The sequence below is a fragment of the Agrobacterium sp. DSM 25558 genome (genome assembly GCF_900100825.1).
Classification (GTDB): domain Bacteria; phylum Pseudomonadota; class Alphaproteobacteria; order Rhizobiales; family Rhizobiaceae; genus Agrobacterium.
Genome location: NZ_FMUD01000004.1, coordinates 104,384 through 120,368 on the forward strand (window position 1 = coordinate 104,384; position 15,985 = coordinate 120,368).

Consider the following 15,985-nt stretch of genomic DNA (forward strand, 5'->3'; position numbering starts at 1 on the left):
GCCGCCTTATCCCACATTAGTGGCGAGCACCTTGGATATTTCACTTGCGAGCTGGTCCTGGGTGTAGGGTTTGCCCAGCCTGCTGATTTCAAGATCCATCCCATCTGGAAGGTCGGCGTAACCGGTCGCGATCAGAATAGGTAGATTTGGAACCAGTTCGCGCGCTTTGCGCGACAGTTCGGCACCGTTCATTCCGGGCATCGAAAAATCTGTCACAAGCAGATCGAACGGTGCGGCGTTTGCCAGTATTTCAAGAGCCTGCTTGCCGGAACTGGCCTCAACGACCTCGTGCCCCAGGTCCTCCAGCATATCGACGGAACTCATGGCGATCAGCGCGTCATCATCGACCATGAGAATTCTCAACTGCCTGTCCGTGGACGATGTCTGAGGAGTTTCAACAGGCATGGCCTGCTGCTTGTCATTGGCTTCATCGTCACTCACGGGAATCCAGAGCTCAGCAGTCGTTCCTTTACCCAAGGTACTTTGAAGGACGAGGGCACCCTTGAGCTGGAGAGCAAGTCCATGGATCATCGACAAGCCGAGACCTGTTCCCTTGCCCAGTTCTTTCGTGGAAAAGAATGGATCGATTGCTTTCTTCAGTGTTTCTGCATCCATACCGGTTCCCGTATCTGTCACTGACAGAACGACGTAGTCACCTGCCGCCAATTCCGGTGTAGAGCGCTGAAGCTTGTCTTCGCGAAGCCCAATGCTGATCGTCCCACCCTCGCGCATCGCGTCACGTGCGTTCACCACGAGGTTGAGGAGGGCAAGCTCGATCTGATTTGCGTCGCCCAATGCAAATGGCAGGTCCGTCCCCAAGCTGCGGTTCAGCGCGATGTTTGAACCGGCGGAGCGTCTGAGAAGATCATCCATGTCTTCAATTAGCCTCAGCATATTCACCGGCTTGACTTGAAGATCCTGTCTACGGGCAAAGGCGAGAAGGCGTTGGGTCAGCGAAGCACCTCTCTTGGCACCTTTCAACGCGCCATCTATCAGGCGCATAGCCTTCTCGTCGTAAGGCACATGTTTTGCCAAAAGCTCCAGATTGCCCATGACGGCCATCAACAGGTTGTTGAAATCGTGGGCAACGCCGCCCGTGAGTTGGCCAATGGCCTCCATCTTCAGAGCTTGGCGGAGCTGCTCTTCGGCCTTTTGCCGTTGCTCGACTTCTGCCATGACCTTTTCATGGGCCTGAAGAAGCTCTGCAGTCCGTTCGGCGACACGCAGCTCCAAGGTTTCATTTTCAAGCCGTTGCTTTTCGGCTGCTTCCTTTCGCGCGGTGATATCTGCCGAGACACCGACCATCTTGATGGCCACGCCGCGTCGGTCACGATAAAGCTGAGCTTTGATTTCTGCCCAATGTACGGACCTGTCCGGCCACACGATCCGGTATTCGATGGAGTATTCTTTGCCGTTCTCGATCGTATCGGCGACTGCGGCGCGCATACGTTCGCGATCATCCGGGTGAACGCTTTCGAGAAGATCCTCGTATTCGAACCGCGCTTCGGGAGGATAACCGAAAATGGACTTGCATGTATCTGAGCAGACCAATGTCTTTGAGGCCAGATCGAGCTCCCAGGATCCCAGCCGGCCTGCGCTCAGTGCCGTCTGAAGCCAGAGTTCGCTATCGGCAAGAGCCCCGATTTGGGATCTCGCGTCGAACTGGCGCAACCGGTTTCTGAAGGCGGTTCGCGAAACGCTGATGAAGGTCGTCGCATGGAACGGGCGCTCCACGAAGCTGACGTTCCCCAAAATTTCTGACAATCGCAACGCGGCCGGGTTGCGTTCAGGCCCGCCTCCGCGATGCGTCAAAACGATAAACGGCAGATCCGACCAAGCGGGTTGGTTACCGATCCAGTCCGACAAAGGCCGCAAGTCTGTGGAGCGCAAGGTCTCTTCCGTGACGACCACGAATGCAACGTCGTCATCGAGCGCTGACACCATGCCTGAGATCGTCTCGACAGATTTGGAATGAATTCCGGCTTCCGTGAGAAGCGACGCTGCAATTTGCGCATCCCGACCGGTCGGTGCATAGACAAGTGCCAAATGGCAGGGATCAAAAATTTTCGAGACCCCCCTCATTGGCAGGTGAAGGCAGACTGTCAGGCATCAGAACGGGGACGCCTCGCAAAACACCTTGAAATGCGGAAATCGGCTCTCCCAAGGTCAGACCATTTTGGTTGATCTTATATTCGCGAATGGTGTCTTCATGCATGCCGGTTCGTTTCTTTATGACGGAAACGGCTCTTCTCACGCGACCGACCGCCTCAAAATAACGCAGCAAAATAACGGTGTCTGCGAGATAGGTGACGTCAACCGGCGATTTCATATCCCCAACGAGCCCATGCTGGGCAACCGTGAGAAACGTGTTGGCACCTTGTCTGTTCAAGAATTGCAGCAGTTCGTGCATGTGGAGAATAAGTGCGTTTTCTTCCGGCATGGCGGCCTGATAGCCGTTGATGCTATCGATCAGGACCGTTTTGACGTTTTCTGTCGTAACCCGATCTCTGACACGTTGGGCAAACTCCCCCGGTGAAAGCTCTGCCGCATCGACTTGCTCGATGTGCAACGCACCCTCATCCTGCATTTTCTGAAGATCGATGCCCATCTGCTTCATGCGTTCGAAAAGCAGACCGAGCTCTTCGTCAAAAATGAAGACCGCCGCTTTTTCCCCACGCTTGATGGCAGCAACAATGAATTGAAAACCGAAGGTGGATTTACCCGTCCCCGCAGGACCGATCAATAGGGTGCTCGAGCCGCGACTGACGCCTCCACCGAGCAATCCGTCAAGGCGGTCAATACCACTGCTCAGCATATCGCGTTTAAATGATGTCTTGTGCTCGATCGCCCTCAGACGTGGAAACACGGCCACGCCACCGGTGCGGATGACGAAATCATGATATCCACCACGGTAGGCTTGCCCCCGATATTTCAGGATTCTGACACGGCGACGCTCCGATCCGTAATTGGGAGACAATTCCTCTAGGTGGATAACCCCGTGGACGACGCTGTGAACGGTCTTGTCCAGAACATCAGCCGTCAGGTCATCGAGCAGCAGAACGGTCGCGCCAGATTTCGAGAAATAGTGCTTCAACGCCAGTATCTGCCGACGATATCGCAAGGAACTCTGCGCCAGAAGTCGAATTTCCGACAGGCTGTCTATCACAACGCGGTCCGGCTTGACCCTCTCGAAGGCGCTAAAGATCAGCTTCGTCGTCTCGCCGAGCTCAAGATCGGAAGAATAGAGAAGGCTCTGTTGCTGGTCAGCATCAAGCAGGCTTTCAGGCGGTACAAGCTCGAATATCTCGATATTGTCATTCAAAGTCATGTTGTGAGATGCAGCGCTGTCGCGCAATTCCGATTCAGATTCCGACAGGCTGACATACAGGCACCGCTCGCCATTGACCGCGCCCTCTATCAAAAACTGGAGAGAAATAGTTGTTTTGCCGGTACCGGGAGATCCCTCAAGCAAAAACACGTGACGCCGAGATAGACCTCCAGATAAAATATCATCCAGTCCTTCGACGCCCGTCATTGCCTTACTATTGATATCTCTCATGGTCGTTCCTGTTTTCCGTCGTCATTAATGACTTTATCATCCGCAATAAAGATCGATAGGTTTTATATTATCGATTACGAAATGTTCGTCGTAGCGGTTCAGTTCCAATCGTTCATGGGGAAGGCAGGAAGTTCGTCGTGCAATACGAGCGCGTAATCCTGCATGCCTGCGGTCGATTTAAAACGTAGAGCGCGCGCACGCCAAATCTTGTTAACCCTTCGTTAGCTATGACGTTAAAGTTTTAGTCAAATTCTAATGGAATTGCGGAACGGGTCTTATCTTTGTGCCATTCTTAGTCAAAACCGCAATCAGACGAGCAGTCGTAAATGCGTTTTGGAAATTCAATGGCCCACTCGGCCACCTCGAGTGTATAAGGTGTGGAGTTAACTTATGTCGAAGACCCTGAAATCAATGGCAGTCGCAGCCCTCGCTTCTATCGCGGCATCCCCCGTGCTGGCAGCTGATATGGCGAACTACGAGGCTCCTCCCGCTTACAATGAGGCACCAAGCACCTCGTGGACAGGTGCATATGTCGGTGGTCACATCGGTGCGGCCATGCCAAGTGCCAATCCGTTCAAAGGCGGTAAGGGTTTGGCCCTCGGTGCCCAGGGTGGCTATGACTACGATCTCGGGTCAGCCGTCGTTGGCGGTGAAGTCGAAGGAACCTATCTGGGTGATGCCAAGCAGAAGGTTCCAAACGGCAACCTGCGTGAACGCTGGCGCGCTGCCGCCAAGGTCAGAGCCGGCGTCAAGCTGGACGACACGCTCGTCTACGGTACTGCCGGTTTGACCGTGACGAGCCTGCGTGACGGTGCCAATGTGACCGGACCGGATGGCATGAAAGAAGGCTACCTGCTCGGTGCCGGTGCGGAACACCGCTTCACGCCGCAAATCTCTGCGAAGGTTGAATACAACTACGTTGCGACGGACGATGTACGCACCTTTTCCAATGGTGTCGCATCCCACACGGATTTGAGCGATCATGTCGTCAAGGGCGGCGTCAACTACCGCTTCTAAGATCATTGAAGGGCGGCGGATTGAATAGTCCGCCGCCCATCGTTTTCTTATTTTCGTCCAGATACCACGATGCGGAAACCGTTGCCGCGCCAGAATCCATCGGGCTCCAGACTGCCGCGATAGGTGCAGCAGGCTTTTTGCTTGCCGCTCGAAAAACAACCGCCGCGCAGCACGCGCCGAATGGAGGGTGCCGCATCAAGCGCCTCGCGGCCATCTTCCGAATAGGGATATCGGAAATCGGGCGTTGCCATGTCGTCCCCCCAAAGCGTCGTGCACCATTCCCAGACCTGACCGACCATATCGTAGCAGCCGTAGGGAGAACGCCCCTTGGGAAACAGGCCGACGGCAGAGGTGGTGTTAAACCCTGATTCTTCGGAGTTGGCGGCATCGTCTATCCACGCCTGTCCCCAAGGGTACACAATCCTATTCGCACCCATATCCGGCTGGTCACCACGCGCCGCCCGCTCCCATTCCGGCTCCGTGGGCAGGCGGACATATTCGTCTGCCGTGATACGGCCCTCTGCCTGCCAGCGATCCGTCAGCCACTGGCAATAGGCGCGCGTATCGTGCCAGGTCAGATCGGTGGCAGGTGCATTGCGCCGGTTTTCGGCAAAGCCATCCGGGCTGCGCCACAACCGCCCGGTCTCGCGAACAAACGCGCCATAGGCACCATTCGTGACTGGGTACATGCCGATGCGAAAGGCATCCACGGTGACGGTATGCGGTGGCGCGGAATTCACATGCGTATCGGATCCGAAGGTGAATTGTCCGCCCGCAACATCTGTCAACACATCGAGCGTGCGGGGATCGCCCCACCGGGACAGAATGCGCCCTGCAACTTCACGCTCCGGTGCGGCGAGCCGTCCCTTGCTGACGATCTCCAGCAGATGCCCGGCGATAGCGGTGCGCAAGGGTCCGGTATCTGCCACCAGATCGGCGGCCAGCAAAGCGCCCCTCAGAACCTGGTCGCCCTCGCCTTCTATCAGGGCTTCGATCAAGGCATTAGCGGCATCGGTGCCGGAGAGACGTGCTGCAATACTGGTGATAACCGGTGTCCAGAGAGCTGGCATCTTGCGAAAATGCGCAACCGCCACGTCCACCGGCTTGGAGGCGAGATGCACGGCGGCCAGCAGTTGGCGAACGCGGGTGATGGGCATGATGGTTGGATCATCGACCTCGGCCGTCAGCGCATCGAAAGCCAGACCGCAAAACAGTTCGCTCGTCTGCGCATCCCCGGAAATCTTTGCAAGCCAGCGGTCGGTGATCGCCTCGGCGCTGTCACCGGCATCTTCCCCATGCATGGCCATGACGAACTGTGCCGGATTGGCTGCGGCATGGCCAAGCGCCACGCCCGTCGCATCGAGATCGAGGCCAGCCAGTCGTGCGGCGGTTTCCCGACGTTGGCTTTTCAGAAGGGGCAACAGATCGTAGCGTACATAACCCGCCGGAAGTGGCCAGCTCTTGACGACCGAAACCTCTCCAAGGACCAGCAGTTTCAGGTCCGGGTGGCGGCTCTGGAATGCCAGCGCATCGGCCAGCCATTGCGGCCCGGCATCACCGGCGGCCTCGATGCCGTCGAGGATCAGCAAAATCCCGTGGCCGGCATAAGCGGGGTCCAGCGACAGTGCGTGTTCACCATCCGGGAGTGCGGCTTCAATCAAGGAACTGAACGTGCTTGAAGGCCCGACCGTGAGATAAAGCGGCAGCACGCCCTCCAGCGTCCACTCCTCATCCTGCACTGCGCCGAGATCGTTGCGCGCGACGGGGCGAGGTGACGGTGTCCCTTGCATGAGCGAAACCGCCAGATGCCGCGCAAATGTAGTCTTGCCGCTTCCGGTTTCACCCGTCAGCATGACAGCCGAATGGTCGCGCACCATTTCAAGCGCTGTGAAATAGACGGCTGGTTCCGGCTCCGCCTGATCGGTCAGCTTGCGCAGGCCCTTTGCGGCCTTGTCCTCGAAGGTGAAGTTGACAAGCAGCGGAATATAGCCGGTCACCAGATCGATGATGGAGCCGTCAGGAAGTGCAAAAAGCGGTGCCGTTGCGAATGCGCGCGCTTGCGAAAGCGGGCTGTCCACCGTATCTCTATCGTCATGGGTCATGGAAAAAGCTTTGCCACATCGGGATTGTGAAATCTCTGGATTTCGATGGCATAACCGGCTGGATCTTCAAAGAAGAAATGCTCGCAGAAATTACCGCGCAGCATTTCCGACTGACCGGCGACGCCTGCTTCTTTGATCCGCTTGTGCCAGCCTTCCACATCCTGCGAGACGATGGTCAAAAGCACGGCGCTTTTTTCCTGATGTTTCAAGTGGCCGCGATTGCCATCGACAATGCCGAAATAGCAGTTTTCGGCAATGCGATAGATGCGCGCCAGCCCCTGATCCAGCACCAGTTCGAAGCCCAGCACGTTTTCATAAAACGGCACCACGGCGTGAATATCGTCGTAATAGAAGAAGGTGATCGAGTGGTCTTTTTTCATCGTGTGTATCCTCGTGTTCAGGCGATCGTCAGCGTACCCTTGTGATCGATCGAGAGCCCCGCAATATCCTTGCGCGCCGCGAAAACATCGACCGGGTGCAACAGATAGAGCCAGGGCGGATTGGCGTTGAGATGGGTGAGGCAGGCCGCATAAGCCTGTTCCCGCGCGTCCGGCTCGACCGCCGCATTGGCCGCAGCAATCAGCCGCTCGGCTTCGGCATCATCATAGCCCTGCCACCACACGGCTTTGGTCACGCTTGAAATCTTGTCGTTGAGAATACGATAGGTGCTGTGCGGCGACGAATCGAAAATCGCCATATCGCCCATCTCCTTGCGCCCGATCTGGCGTGCATATTCGGGACGGTCGGTTTCGACCTCGATCTCCACCTCAAACCCGACAGCTTCCAGCGCCTTGGCCACGAAGTCGCTAATCTCAGGCGCGCGCTCCGGCATGAAGGTGGGCGTTCGAAGGGTTATCTTGCGGTCTCCATCCAGGTCGGCCAGCAGGGCGCGTGCCTTGTCTGGATCATAGGCGATGGGCGATAGCCCGGCCGTTGCCATGCCCAGGTGAAACGGGCTGACGATGCTGGCCGATGGAACTGCCAGATCAGCGAATATCTCGCGGCACAGCGCCGCAGTATCGACGGCATGATTGGCGGCCAGCCGTACCTGCGGAGAGCGGAAAATGCCCTTGCTGCAATTGAGATAATACATGACCGACAGCGTGTTGACGGCCTTGCCCCACTGGAAGGCTGCATCGAACACCAGCTTGTCCTCGACACGCTCCATATTGAGCGCGGCATCGACATCGCCGGATTTCAGCAATGCGTATCGTGCGTCCGCAGATGGTTCGCACAGGGCGATGACGCGCTGCGGCTCACCATTGCCGGATACCCGCTCCAACTCTGTGCGGACTTTGGGTTCAAAACTCAGAACACGAAACGGTCCTGTGCCGAGAACCGGCGTTCCATCCGCTGCAAAACGGCAGATGTAGAATTCGGAAAATATGTCGAGAATATCGGCAATCGGATGCGGATTGCGCACGATAATAGCCGTGTCCCCATCCGGCACAATTTCGGCATCGGCCAGATAGCGCGCATAGGACCATTTCATGCCGAACGTATCGACAGCGTCCATGATGCCATCGATGAAGTCGGTGATATCGGATGCGGTGCACGGTTTGCCATCGTGAAACGTCGCACGATCGCGAATGGTGAACCGCCATTCCCGGCCATCCGGGCTGTGCGTCCATGTCGAGAACAGGGCAGGCTGAACGTGCCCGTCGTTCCATTTCAAAAGCGGTTCGAACACCAGATTTTTCAGCGTCAGAACGCTGGTATCGTCCGTCACCCGCGTTGGCGGCAGGAAATCGACTTTTTCGAGGGCAAGGGTCAAAATGGACATGGCTGACCTCAGTCGAGTTCGTTGCGGCGGCGCGGATTGAACCAGTCCGCAAGGGAATCACCAATCAGGTTGAAGGAGAGCACGGCAAGCAGGATCGCCATGCCGGGTGCAAGCGCCACCCATGCGGCACTGCGCACATATTGAAGATTGGCCGAGACATCGGCACCCCACTCCGCCATGGGCGGCTGGGCACCAAGACCCAGGAACCCAAGGCTTGCCGTTTGCAGGATGGCACTGCCGAGCGCCAGTGTGGATTGCACCAGCAGCGGCCCCAGTCCGTTGACGAAAATGTAGCGGAAGAGGATGCGCGGCGTGGGCAGGCCAAGCGAAACCGCAGCCTCCACATAAGGTTTGACGGAAATGCTGAGCGCCTGGCTGCGGGCAACACGGGCAAATTGCGGGGCAAGCGTGATGGCAACAGCCAGCATCGCATTTTCAAGACTGGGGCCGAAGGCCGCGGCCAGCGCGATGGCCAGCACAAGCGCCGGGAAGGCAAGGATGGCATCGACTATGCGCATGGCAATGCTATCGAACCAGCCACCGAGGAAACCCGCCAGCATGCCGATTGTGACACCGACGGCAAAGGCGATGGCGACGACACCGACGCCGATGGCCAATGTGGCCCGACCGCCATACATGATGCGCGTAAAAATATCGCGCCCGAAGGCATCCGTACCAAGCCAGTGTTCAAAGCTCGGTGCGGCCAGCTTGTGCAGCACATCCAGCTTGGTTGGCGAATAGGGCGAAATCATCGGCCCGAACACGATGACGGCGACCAGCAACAGCAGGATGATGCACCCCGCAAGAGCGAGCGTGTTTTTGCGCAGAAAGGTGAAAAGCTCTGACATCCGGCTCACTTCATTTTCTTGCGGACGCGCGGGTCCAGAACGCCGTAGAGAACATCGACCACGATGGAGGTGAACACGAACAGCAGCGCAAACACCAGCGTCGTGCCCTGAATGACGGGATAATCCCGGTTCTTGATCGCCTCGAACATGTAACGGCCAATGCCGGGCCATGCGAAAATTGTTTCTGTCAGGATCGCACCGCCCAGCATTTCCGCGAATTTCAGACCGATGACGGTGATGGCCGGCAGCAGCGAATTGCGCAATCCGTGACCTAGAATGACATCGGCCCTTCGCAAACCTTTGGCTTTGGCAGTGCGGATGAAGTCCTCGCCCATCACCTCCAGCATGGTATTGCGCACGAAGCGGCCAAGCGTGGCACCGAGAAACGCTGCCAGAACAGCGGTTGGCAGAATGAGGTGCTGCAAGGCGCTCCAGGCGGCGGCCCAGTTGCCGGTGATGATGCCATCGAGAATGGCAAATCCTGTCACTGATTCGGCGATGATGAAGGAGCTCATGCGGCCCGAAACCGGCAGCCAGCCGAGATAGGTGCCGAAGATCAGTTGCAGGATCAACGCCAGCAGAAAGGCTGGCATGGACACCCCCACCAGCGAAACGACGCGGGTGATATGGTCGAAGGTGGAGTTGGGTCTGGTGGCGGATAAAACGCCAATGGGAATGCCGATGATGATGGCGACGATGACCGCCAAAACAGAAAGCTCGATCGTGGCAGGCAGGCGTGTGAGTATCTCATGGGCAACCGGCTGTCCGGTTTTCAAAGATATCCCGAAATCGCCCTGCAACAGGCCGGTGACGTGGTTGAAGAACTGAACGGGAAACGCCTGATCGAGATCCAGTTGCGCCCGCAAGGCATCGATCTGGTCCTGCGTTGCACCGGGGCCAAGCAGGGTGACAGCCGGGTCTCCGGGTATTAGCCGCACCAGCGAAAACACGATGACCAGCACGATGCACATGACGGGTATCAGGGCGATTAACCGTCGCAGAATAAAACTCGCCATTCCCTGCCTACTCATAACATCGAAAAATGATCTGCCACGGTTTCCCGTTGCAGATCGGATTGACGGGCGCGCAAGGCTGCGGGCCCGGAAAACCTTACTTCTTGGAAACGCCCCAATATTCATTGAGCGGCGGTGCGCTGTTGACGACGAGACCTTCGACATTGGCGCGCTGGAAGACGATCAGCTTGGGGCTGAAGAGATAGACGCCGGGGACGCGCTTGACGATTTCTTCCTGCACCTGATGATAGAGCGCCGTACGGGCCGGAACATCCACAGTCTGCTGGGCCTTGAGGATCAGATCGTCCAGAGCCTTGTCTTCAGGCATGCGGAACGTCATGGCCGAATTGGCAAGCGACGACAGATAGCCGATGGTAATATGCGCATCCGGATCATTGTACCAGGGTTGACGACCGTCAAGCGCGGCATCGAACTGGCCTGCGGTCTGAAGAGCGCGGTAGGCAGGGAACTCGGTCTGTTCGATGGTGGCGTTGATGCCGATATCGGCCAGATTGGCCTGCACATAGGTGGCAACGGCTGCCCAGAGCGGGCCCTGGAAGCTGTAGAGCTTCAACTGGATCGTGGATGGATCGACACCGGCTTCCTTCAGAAGCTTCTTCGATGCTTCAGGATCGTAATTCGGGGCCAGATCCTTGATCTTTGGATCGAACGCCCAGCTATTGGTCGTTAAAGGTCCATAGACGCGCTCGGCCGTGCCACCGAAAACGCCGTTCAGCAGACCGTTATAATCGATAGCGTGGGCCACGGCCTGACGGACGCGGAGATCCGCAAACGGGCCGTCCTTCTTGCTGTTGTTGAATTCAAGCTGGCGAATGATCTGACTGGAGACTTCCAGAATCTTGACGTCAGGGTTGGACTTCAACGCGGCAATATCTTCAGCGGCGATGGAGGAAAGCTGGCCCTGCTGCTGGACGACATCGACGCCGCCGCTTTCAAGCTCCAGACGACGCGTCGAGGCTTCCGGAATGACGCGGTAGATGATGCGCGACAGCTTGGGCGCACCACGGAAATAATCCGGGTTGGCTTCGAGCACCACATTGGTATCAGCCTGCGCGCTCTTGAAGACGAAGGGGCCGGTGCCGACAGGGTTGGCCGCAAATTTATCGCCAAACTTTTCCACGGCGGCCGGGCTGACGATGGCCGATTGCGGCTGCGCCAGAATAGACAGGAACGCCGGATAGGGTTCGGTCAGGCTGATCTTGACTTCGGTCGGAGATACAACAGCGATGTCCTTGATCAGGCCGAAAGTTGCCTTGACGTAGGAATTTGTCGCCTTGGTGCGCTCAAGCGAGAACTTCACGGCGGCAGCATCGAAAGGCGTACCATCCTGAAACTTGACGCCTTCGCGAATTTTGAAGTCGAATTCCTTGCCATCCGCTGACACAGTCCAGCTGGATGCAAGGCGACCTTCTAGTTCGTTAAAGTCCGGAGCAGTCCAGGCCACAAGCGTATCAAAAACATTGAGAATGATCTCGCTGCCAACAGGCTCGGCCTTGTTGGTGCCGGGTTCCAGGCTGACGGGATCGGATGGCACGGCAATGACGAGTGTCTTCAACGGGTCATTGCTCTGCGCGTTCGCCGCACCTGCAAACAGCGGCAGGGCCACGAAGGCTGCGGCTGCTAGTCCTTTAAAGAGTTTCATGGGCAAGACCCTTTCGCGGTCTGATCGAGGCATTTATCGCCTCTCTTCGGCTGCATGCTGTCGGTTTAATCGCGGCTCTCGCCTCTGATATTCCACGAAATATATCATCGCTTTTTGTGCTGTAAAGAACATCTGCAAGCTATTTAAACAAATAGGCAATATGGCTCATTTATTGTGCAAAAGAGAAAATATTATACTGTCCCAAACGTCAATCGAGCAAAATCTGATCATCACATCGGCTCAGGCCGGATCGGCACCAATCACGACTGGGCGCTTTGGATCGCTGACCCATGCGGACCATGATCCGGGATACATGGCCGCATCTATGCCGATAGAGGCCAGCGCCAGAACGGTGTGCGCCGCGGACATTCCAGCCCCGCAATAGACACCGACCGGCCTGCTGCCATCGGCACCCAGCACCCGGTACATTTCCCGCAACGTCGCATCATCGGTGAAATTTCCGTAATCCGTCACATTGTCTGGTGCCGGCGCGCTCAACGCATGGGGAATGTGACCACGCGGCGGCTGGCCGGGTGCCACCTGTCCGCCAATATAGTTGGGCCTGATCCGCGCATCGAGAAGAACGCCCTCGGTCGCCATTTTCAAGGCGGCGTCAGCACCCAGTTCGGCCATGTGCCCGGGAGAAAGAACGATGTCGCTCGGCGTCACCGCCGTCTCTTGCTCAGTGACCGGCATATGGGCAGCCACCCAGGCCGGAAACCCGCCATCCAGAACCCGGACATCCGGCAATCCCGCCCATCGCAACACCCACCACGCCCGTGCAGCCGTCATGCTGCGGTCAGCATCGTAAACGACGATGGTGCTTTCAGGTCGCAGCCCCCAGGCGCGTGCCTTGTGCTGCAACTGCGCGATATCAGGCAATGGCCTTTGTCCGCCCTCGAAGCTCGCCGGGGACTGGAAATCGGTGTAGGCCTGGGTATCGACCGCGCCTTTTATCCTCAGTCCCTTGAACGAATCCTGGCCGGTGTAGGGATTGATGGAGTGCACGGCGATGATCGTGACATCGGTACCGGACGACAGCATCTCCTGCAACTGCACCGGCGTCAGCAGAACCGATATGCGCGTGGTATCAGACATCGTGGTCTCCGAATGGGTTGGCTGATAAGGTCGATCGTCTCTCATCATGATAAGGTTATCCATCGTGCAGACGATGACAAGAGATAAATATCTCACATGATATTCCACGAGATATTTTTGTTGACATCTGCCGGTTCGCACTGTGCAATACCAGTCGGTGAAGCATTGCACGATCCGGAGTATGGAAGTTTGACAGTTCTTTCCGTCGAAAATCTGACAACCGCCTTCCGCCGCAACGGCATCTGGAACGCCGTGGTCAACGATGTGAGTTTCAGCATCGATGCCGGTGAGACGGTGGCTATCGTCGGCGAGTCCGGTTCCGGCAAGAGCGTGACGGCGATGTCGATCATGCGGCTGCTACCGGAGCGCACATCCCGCGTCACCGGCACGGTAAAGCTGGGAGACACGGATATTCTGTCCCTGCCGGAGCGGCAGATGCAGGACATTCGCGGCAATGACATTACCATGATTTTTCAGGAGCCGATGACGTCGCTGAACCCCGTTCTGTCGGTGGGCCGGCAGATTGCCGAAGCCATCATCCGGCATCGCGGACTGTCGAAGGCACAGGCGCGCAGCGAAACCGTGAAGCTGCTGGAGAGAGTGCGCATCCCCGCCGCATCCAGCCGTTTCGACGAATATCCGCACCAGCTTTCCGGCGGCATGCTTCAGCGCATCATGATTGCCATGGCACTGGCCTGCCGCCCGAAACTGCTGATCGCGGACGAACCGACCACGGCACTCGACGTCACGGTCCAGGCCGAAATCCTGCAACTCATCAAATCCTTGCAGGATGAAGACAACATGGCCGTGCTGTTCATCACACATGACATGGGCGTGGTGGCCGAGATTGCCGACCGGACCGTGGTCATGTTTCGCTCGCGCGCGCTCGAAACCGGAAAAACCGAACAGATATTCGCAAATCCTATCAATATATATACGAAGGCCCTTCTGTCCGCTGTTCCACGGCTGGGGTCGATGCAGGGCAAGGATTTTCCGGCAACATTCAAGCTGACCGATACGGATACGGGCGTGGCTTCCACCGAGCGCGAGATTTCGGGAACGGTTGAGGCCAACAAGCCGCCGATCCTCGAAGTACGCAATCTCGTCACCCGTTTCGACATCAAATCAGGCCTTCTCGGCCGCGTGAGTGGTCGCGTTCATGCCGTGGAGAATATCTCCTTCGATCTGCATAAGGGTGAAACCCTGTCGCTGGTGGGCGAATCGGGTTGCGGAAAATCCACCACCGGACGCTCGGTCCTGCGGCTAATCGAACCCGTCAGCGGCTCCATCCGCATCAACGGCAACGACATCGGCGCACTCGATCCTGCACAGTTGTCCAGGCAGCGCCAGCATATGCAGATGATCTTTCAGGATCCGTTCTCCAGCCTCAACCCGCGCATGCGTGTGGGTGAGGCCATCATGGAGCCACTGGTCTCGCACGGTCTGGCGTCGGCGAAAGAGGCCCGCGACAGGGCGACGGACCTGCTGGTACGTGTCGGCTTGCAGGCCGATATGGCCCGGCGTTTTCCGCATGAATTCTCAGGCGGACAGCGCCAGCGCATCAGCATCGCACGCGCGCTGACGCTCAATCCCGGTCTCATCGTGGCTGACGAAGCCGTGTCCGCGCTGGATGTCTCGATCAAGGCGCAGGTCGTCAACCTGATGATGGAGCTTCAGGAACAGCTGAAAATCGCCTACCTCTTCATCAGCCATGACATGGCTGTGGTGGAGCGCGTCAGCCACCGGGTGGCGGTGATGTATCTGGGTGAGATCGTTGAAATCGGCACGCGTGCGCAGATATTCGGCAATCCGCAACATGCTTATACGCGAAGGCTTCTCAGCGCGGTTCCAATCGCAGACCCTGCAAGACGCCATCTGCGCAAGGTGGCGGAAGGCGGAGAGATCGGCAGCGCTGTGCGTCCGGTCGATTACGTGCCGGTGGCAGCACGCTATGCGGAGCCTACACCCGGTCATCTCGTCAAGGTCGCTTGAAAGGTGTGCGTATGCCGCCCGAATTGCGTTTAAACGAGGCCTTAAAGCGTCAGGCCGCCTTGCCCGGTCGCGATCAGCGCGCCCAGAAGGCCAGCGCGTGTGTTTTCGTTGTGCTTGACAATGACCTGCTGCGCCATGTCGGCATCCCGCTTGCGCAAGGCCGCGACGATGCGGTGATGATCGACATTGGTTTCCGGATTGATGTCGCGCACGCGTGCGCCCATGTAGAACAGCCGCGCGCATTCCTCCAGATGGCTCATCACCAGCGAATAAAGGCGCGGATTGCGAGAGCCGCGCGCAATGGCGGAATGGAACTCCTGATTGGAATCCACGAAGGTTTTCGTGCTGATTTCCTCGCCGATTACATAGGTGACATCCGCCAGTTGATCGAGCGCGTCCAGTTCGTCATCGCTCAGGTTTTTGGCAGCAAGAGCCGCCGCGGTGCCTTCCAGCATGCCGCGAATGGCGAAGAGGTCGTTCATGTCCTTCACGGTCACGGGCGTGACGCGGTAGCCCCGTCGCGGATAGGCCTCCATGAAACCCTCGACGCAAAGCCGCGCAAGCGCTTCTCGCACCGGCGTCTTGCTGACGGAAAGCTGCTCGGCAAGCTCCGGTTCGGACACATCCATGCCCGGTGCCAGTTCTCCGGTGATGATCCGTTCACGCAAAACGGCATAGGCTTTTTCGGTAAGAGACTTGCTCCGCTTATCGCCCGACACGTCCGCTTTGTTCAAAGTCACTCTCCAGTTTCGCATAGACGCGCCGCACTTAAGCAGGTCGTCGCCAGCATAGGTCAGTCGTCGCGTCATTGCCATGCACGCATTCTGCCATGATTTCATCACCAACAGAACTTTGACAACCGGCGACGCACTGATATACTACGTAATATATTTTAGAGATACAATCCTCG

The 15,985-nt window shown here is 57.4% G+C and carries 12 protein-coding genes; 2 read left to right on the forward strand and 10 right to left on the reverse strand.

Features of this window, described 5'->3' with window-relative positions:
* Positions 1-6: 6 nt before the first annotated feature.
* Both DSM25558_RS05415 and DSM25558_RS05420 read right to left on the reverse strand, forming a co-directional pair.
* On the reverse strand, positions 7-2,046 hold the full coding sequence (locus DSM25558_RS05415; protein WP_371479499.1) for a PAS domain-containing protein: 2,040 nt from the start codon (positions 2,044-2,046) through the stop codon (positions 7-9).
* Between the two features lie 10 nt (positions 2,047-2,056).
* Positions 2,057-3,559, reverse strand: coding sequence for an ATPase domain-containing protein (locus DSM25558_RS05420; RefSeq protein ID WP_077102554.1), 1,503 nt, complete (start codon positions 3,557-3,559; stop codon positions 2,057-2,059).
* 390 nt (positions 3,560-3,949) lie between these two features.
* On the opposite strand from DSM25558_RS05420, the gene DSM25558_RS05425 reads away from it, so the two are divergent.
* Positions 3,950-4,576, forward strand: a complete 627-nt coding sequence (locus tag DSM25558_RS05425; RefSeq protein WP_077102556.1) for an outer membrane protein — start codon at positions 3,950-3,952, stop codon at positions 4,574-4,576.
* Between the two features lie 47 nt (positions 4,577-4,623).
* Here DSM25558_RS05425 and DSM25558_RS05430 read toward each other — a convergent pair whose 3' ends face one another.
* The 7 genes from DSM25558_RS05430 to DSM25558_RS05460 all read right to left on the reverse strand — a co-directional run bounded on the left by DSM25558_RS05430 (position 4,624) and on the right by DSM25558_RS05460 (position 13,083).
* Entirely contained in the window at positions 4,624-6,678 is a 2,055-nt protein-coding gene (locus tag DSM25558_RS05430) for an SUMF1/EgtB/PvdO family nonheme iron enzyme (RefSeq protein WP_077102558.1), read from the reverse strand.
* Complete coding sequence (locus DSM25558_RS05435; protein WP_077102560.1) at positions 6,675-7,058, reverse strand: VOC family protein; 384 nt, start codon at positions 7,056-7,058, stop codon at positions 6,675-6,677. Before DSM25558_RS05435 ends, DSM25558_RS05430 begins: the two co-directional genes overlap by 4 nt.
* Positions 7,059-7,075: 17 nt before the next feature.
* The gene (locus tag DSM25558_RS05440; protein ID WP_083716324.1) at positions 7,076-8,461 is read right to left on the reverse strand and encodes an ABC transporter substrate-binding protein; all 1,386 of its coding nucleotides are present in this window, start codon (positions 8,459-8,461) and stop codon (positions 7,076-7,078) included.
* A gap of 8 nt (positions 8,462-8,469) precedes the next feature.
* On the reverse strand, positions 8,470-9,309 hold the full coding sequence (locus tag DSM25558_RS05445; protein ID WP_077102562.1) for an ABC transporter permease: 840 nt from the start codon (positions 9,307-9,309) through the stop codon (positions 8,470-8,472).
* Positions 9,310-9,314: 5 nt separating this feature from the next.
* Entirely contained in the window at positions 9,315-10,325 is a 1,011-nt protein-coding gene (locus DSM25558_RS05450) for an ABC transporter permease (protein WP_077102564.1), read from the reverse strand.
* A gap of 94 nt (positions 10,326-10,419) precedes the next feature.
* Positions 10,420-11,985, reverse strand: coding sequence for an ABC transporter substrate-binding protein (locus tag DSM25558_RS05455; protein ID WP_077102566.1), 1,566 nt, complete (start codon positions 11,983-11,985; stop codon positions 10,420-10,422).
* 240 nt (positions 11,986-12,225) lie between these two features.
* Positions 12,226-13,083, reverse strand: a complete 858-nt coding sequence (locus DSM25558_RS05460; RefSeq protein ID WP_077102568.1) for a sulfurtransferase — start codon at positions 13,081-13,083, stop codon at positions 12,226-12,228.
* 189 nt (positions 13,084-13,272) lie between these two features.
* Here DSM25558_RS05460 and DSM25558_RS05465 point away from each other — a divergent pair, with 189 nt between their 5' ends.
* Positions 13,273-15,075, forward strand: a complete 1,803-nt coding sequence (locus DSM25558_RS05465; RefSeq protein WP_077102569.1) for an ABC transporter ATP-binding protein — start codon at positions 13,273-13,275, stop codon at positions 15,073-15,075.
* 41 nt (positions 15,076-15,116) lie between these two features.
* Here DSM25558_RS05465 and DSM25558_RS05470 read toward each other — a convergent pair whose 3' ends face one another.
* The gene (locus DSM25558_RS05470; RefSeq protein ID WP_083716329.1) at positions 15,117-15,809 is read right to left on the reverse strand and encodes a GntR family transcriptional regulator; all 693 of its coding nucleotides are present in this window, start codon (positions 15,807-15,809) and stop codon (positions 15,117-15,119) included.
* Positions 15,810-15,985 lie beyond the last annotated feature (176 nt).

What these genes read in the sequence shown, in the direction of transcription:
- DSM25558_RS05420 (WP_077102554.1), bottom strand. Translation starts at nt 3,559, where the DNA reads ATGAGAGATATCAATAGTAAGGCAATGACGGGCGTCGAAGGACTGGAT.
- DSM25558_RS05425 (WP_077102556.1), top strand. Translation starts at nt 3,950, where the DNA reads ATGTCGAAGACCCTGAAATCAATGGCAGTCGCAGCCCTCGCTTCTATC.
- DSM25558_RS05430 (WP_077102558.1), bottom strand. Translation starts at nt 6,678, where the DNA reads ATGACCCATGACGATAGAGATACGGTGGACAGCCCGCTTTCGCAAGCG.
- DSM25558_RS05435 (WP_077102560.1), bottom strand. Translation starts at nt 7,058, where the DNA reads ATGAAAAAAGACCACTCGATCACCTTCTTCTATTACGACGATATTCAC.
- DSM25558_RS05440 (WP_083716324.1), bottom strand. Translation starts at nt 8,461, where the DNA reads ATGTCCATTTTGACCCTTGCCCTCGAAAAAGTCGATTTCCTGCCGCCA.
- DSM25558_RS05445 (WP_077102562.1), bottom strand. Translation starts at nt 9,309, where the DNA reads ATGTCAGAGCTTTTCACCTTTCTGCGCAAAAACACGCTCGCTCTTGCG.
- DSM25558_RS05450 (WP_077102564.1), bottom strand. Translation starts at nt 10,325, where the DNA reads ATGGCGAGTTTTATTCTGCGACGGTTAATCGCCCTGATACCCGTCATG.
- DSM25558_RS05455 (WP_077102566.1), bottom strand. Translation starts at nt 11,985, where the DNA reads ATGAAACTCTTTAAAGGACTAGCAGCCGCAGCCTTCGTGGCCCTGCCG.
- DSM25558_RS05460 (WP_077102568.1), bottom strand. Translation starts at nt 13,083, where the DNA reads ATGTCTGATACCACGCGCATATCGGTTCTGCTGACGCCGGTGCAGTTG.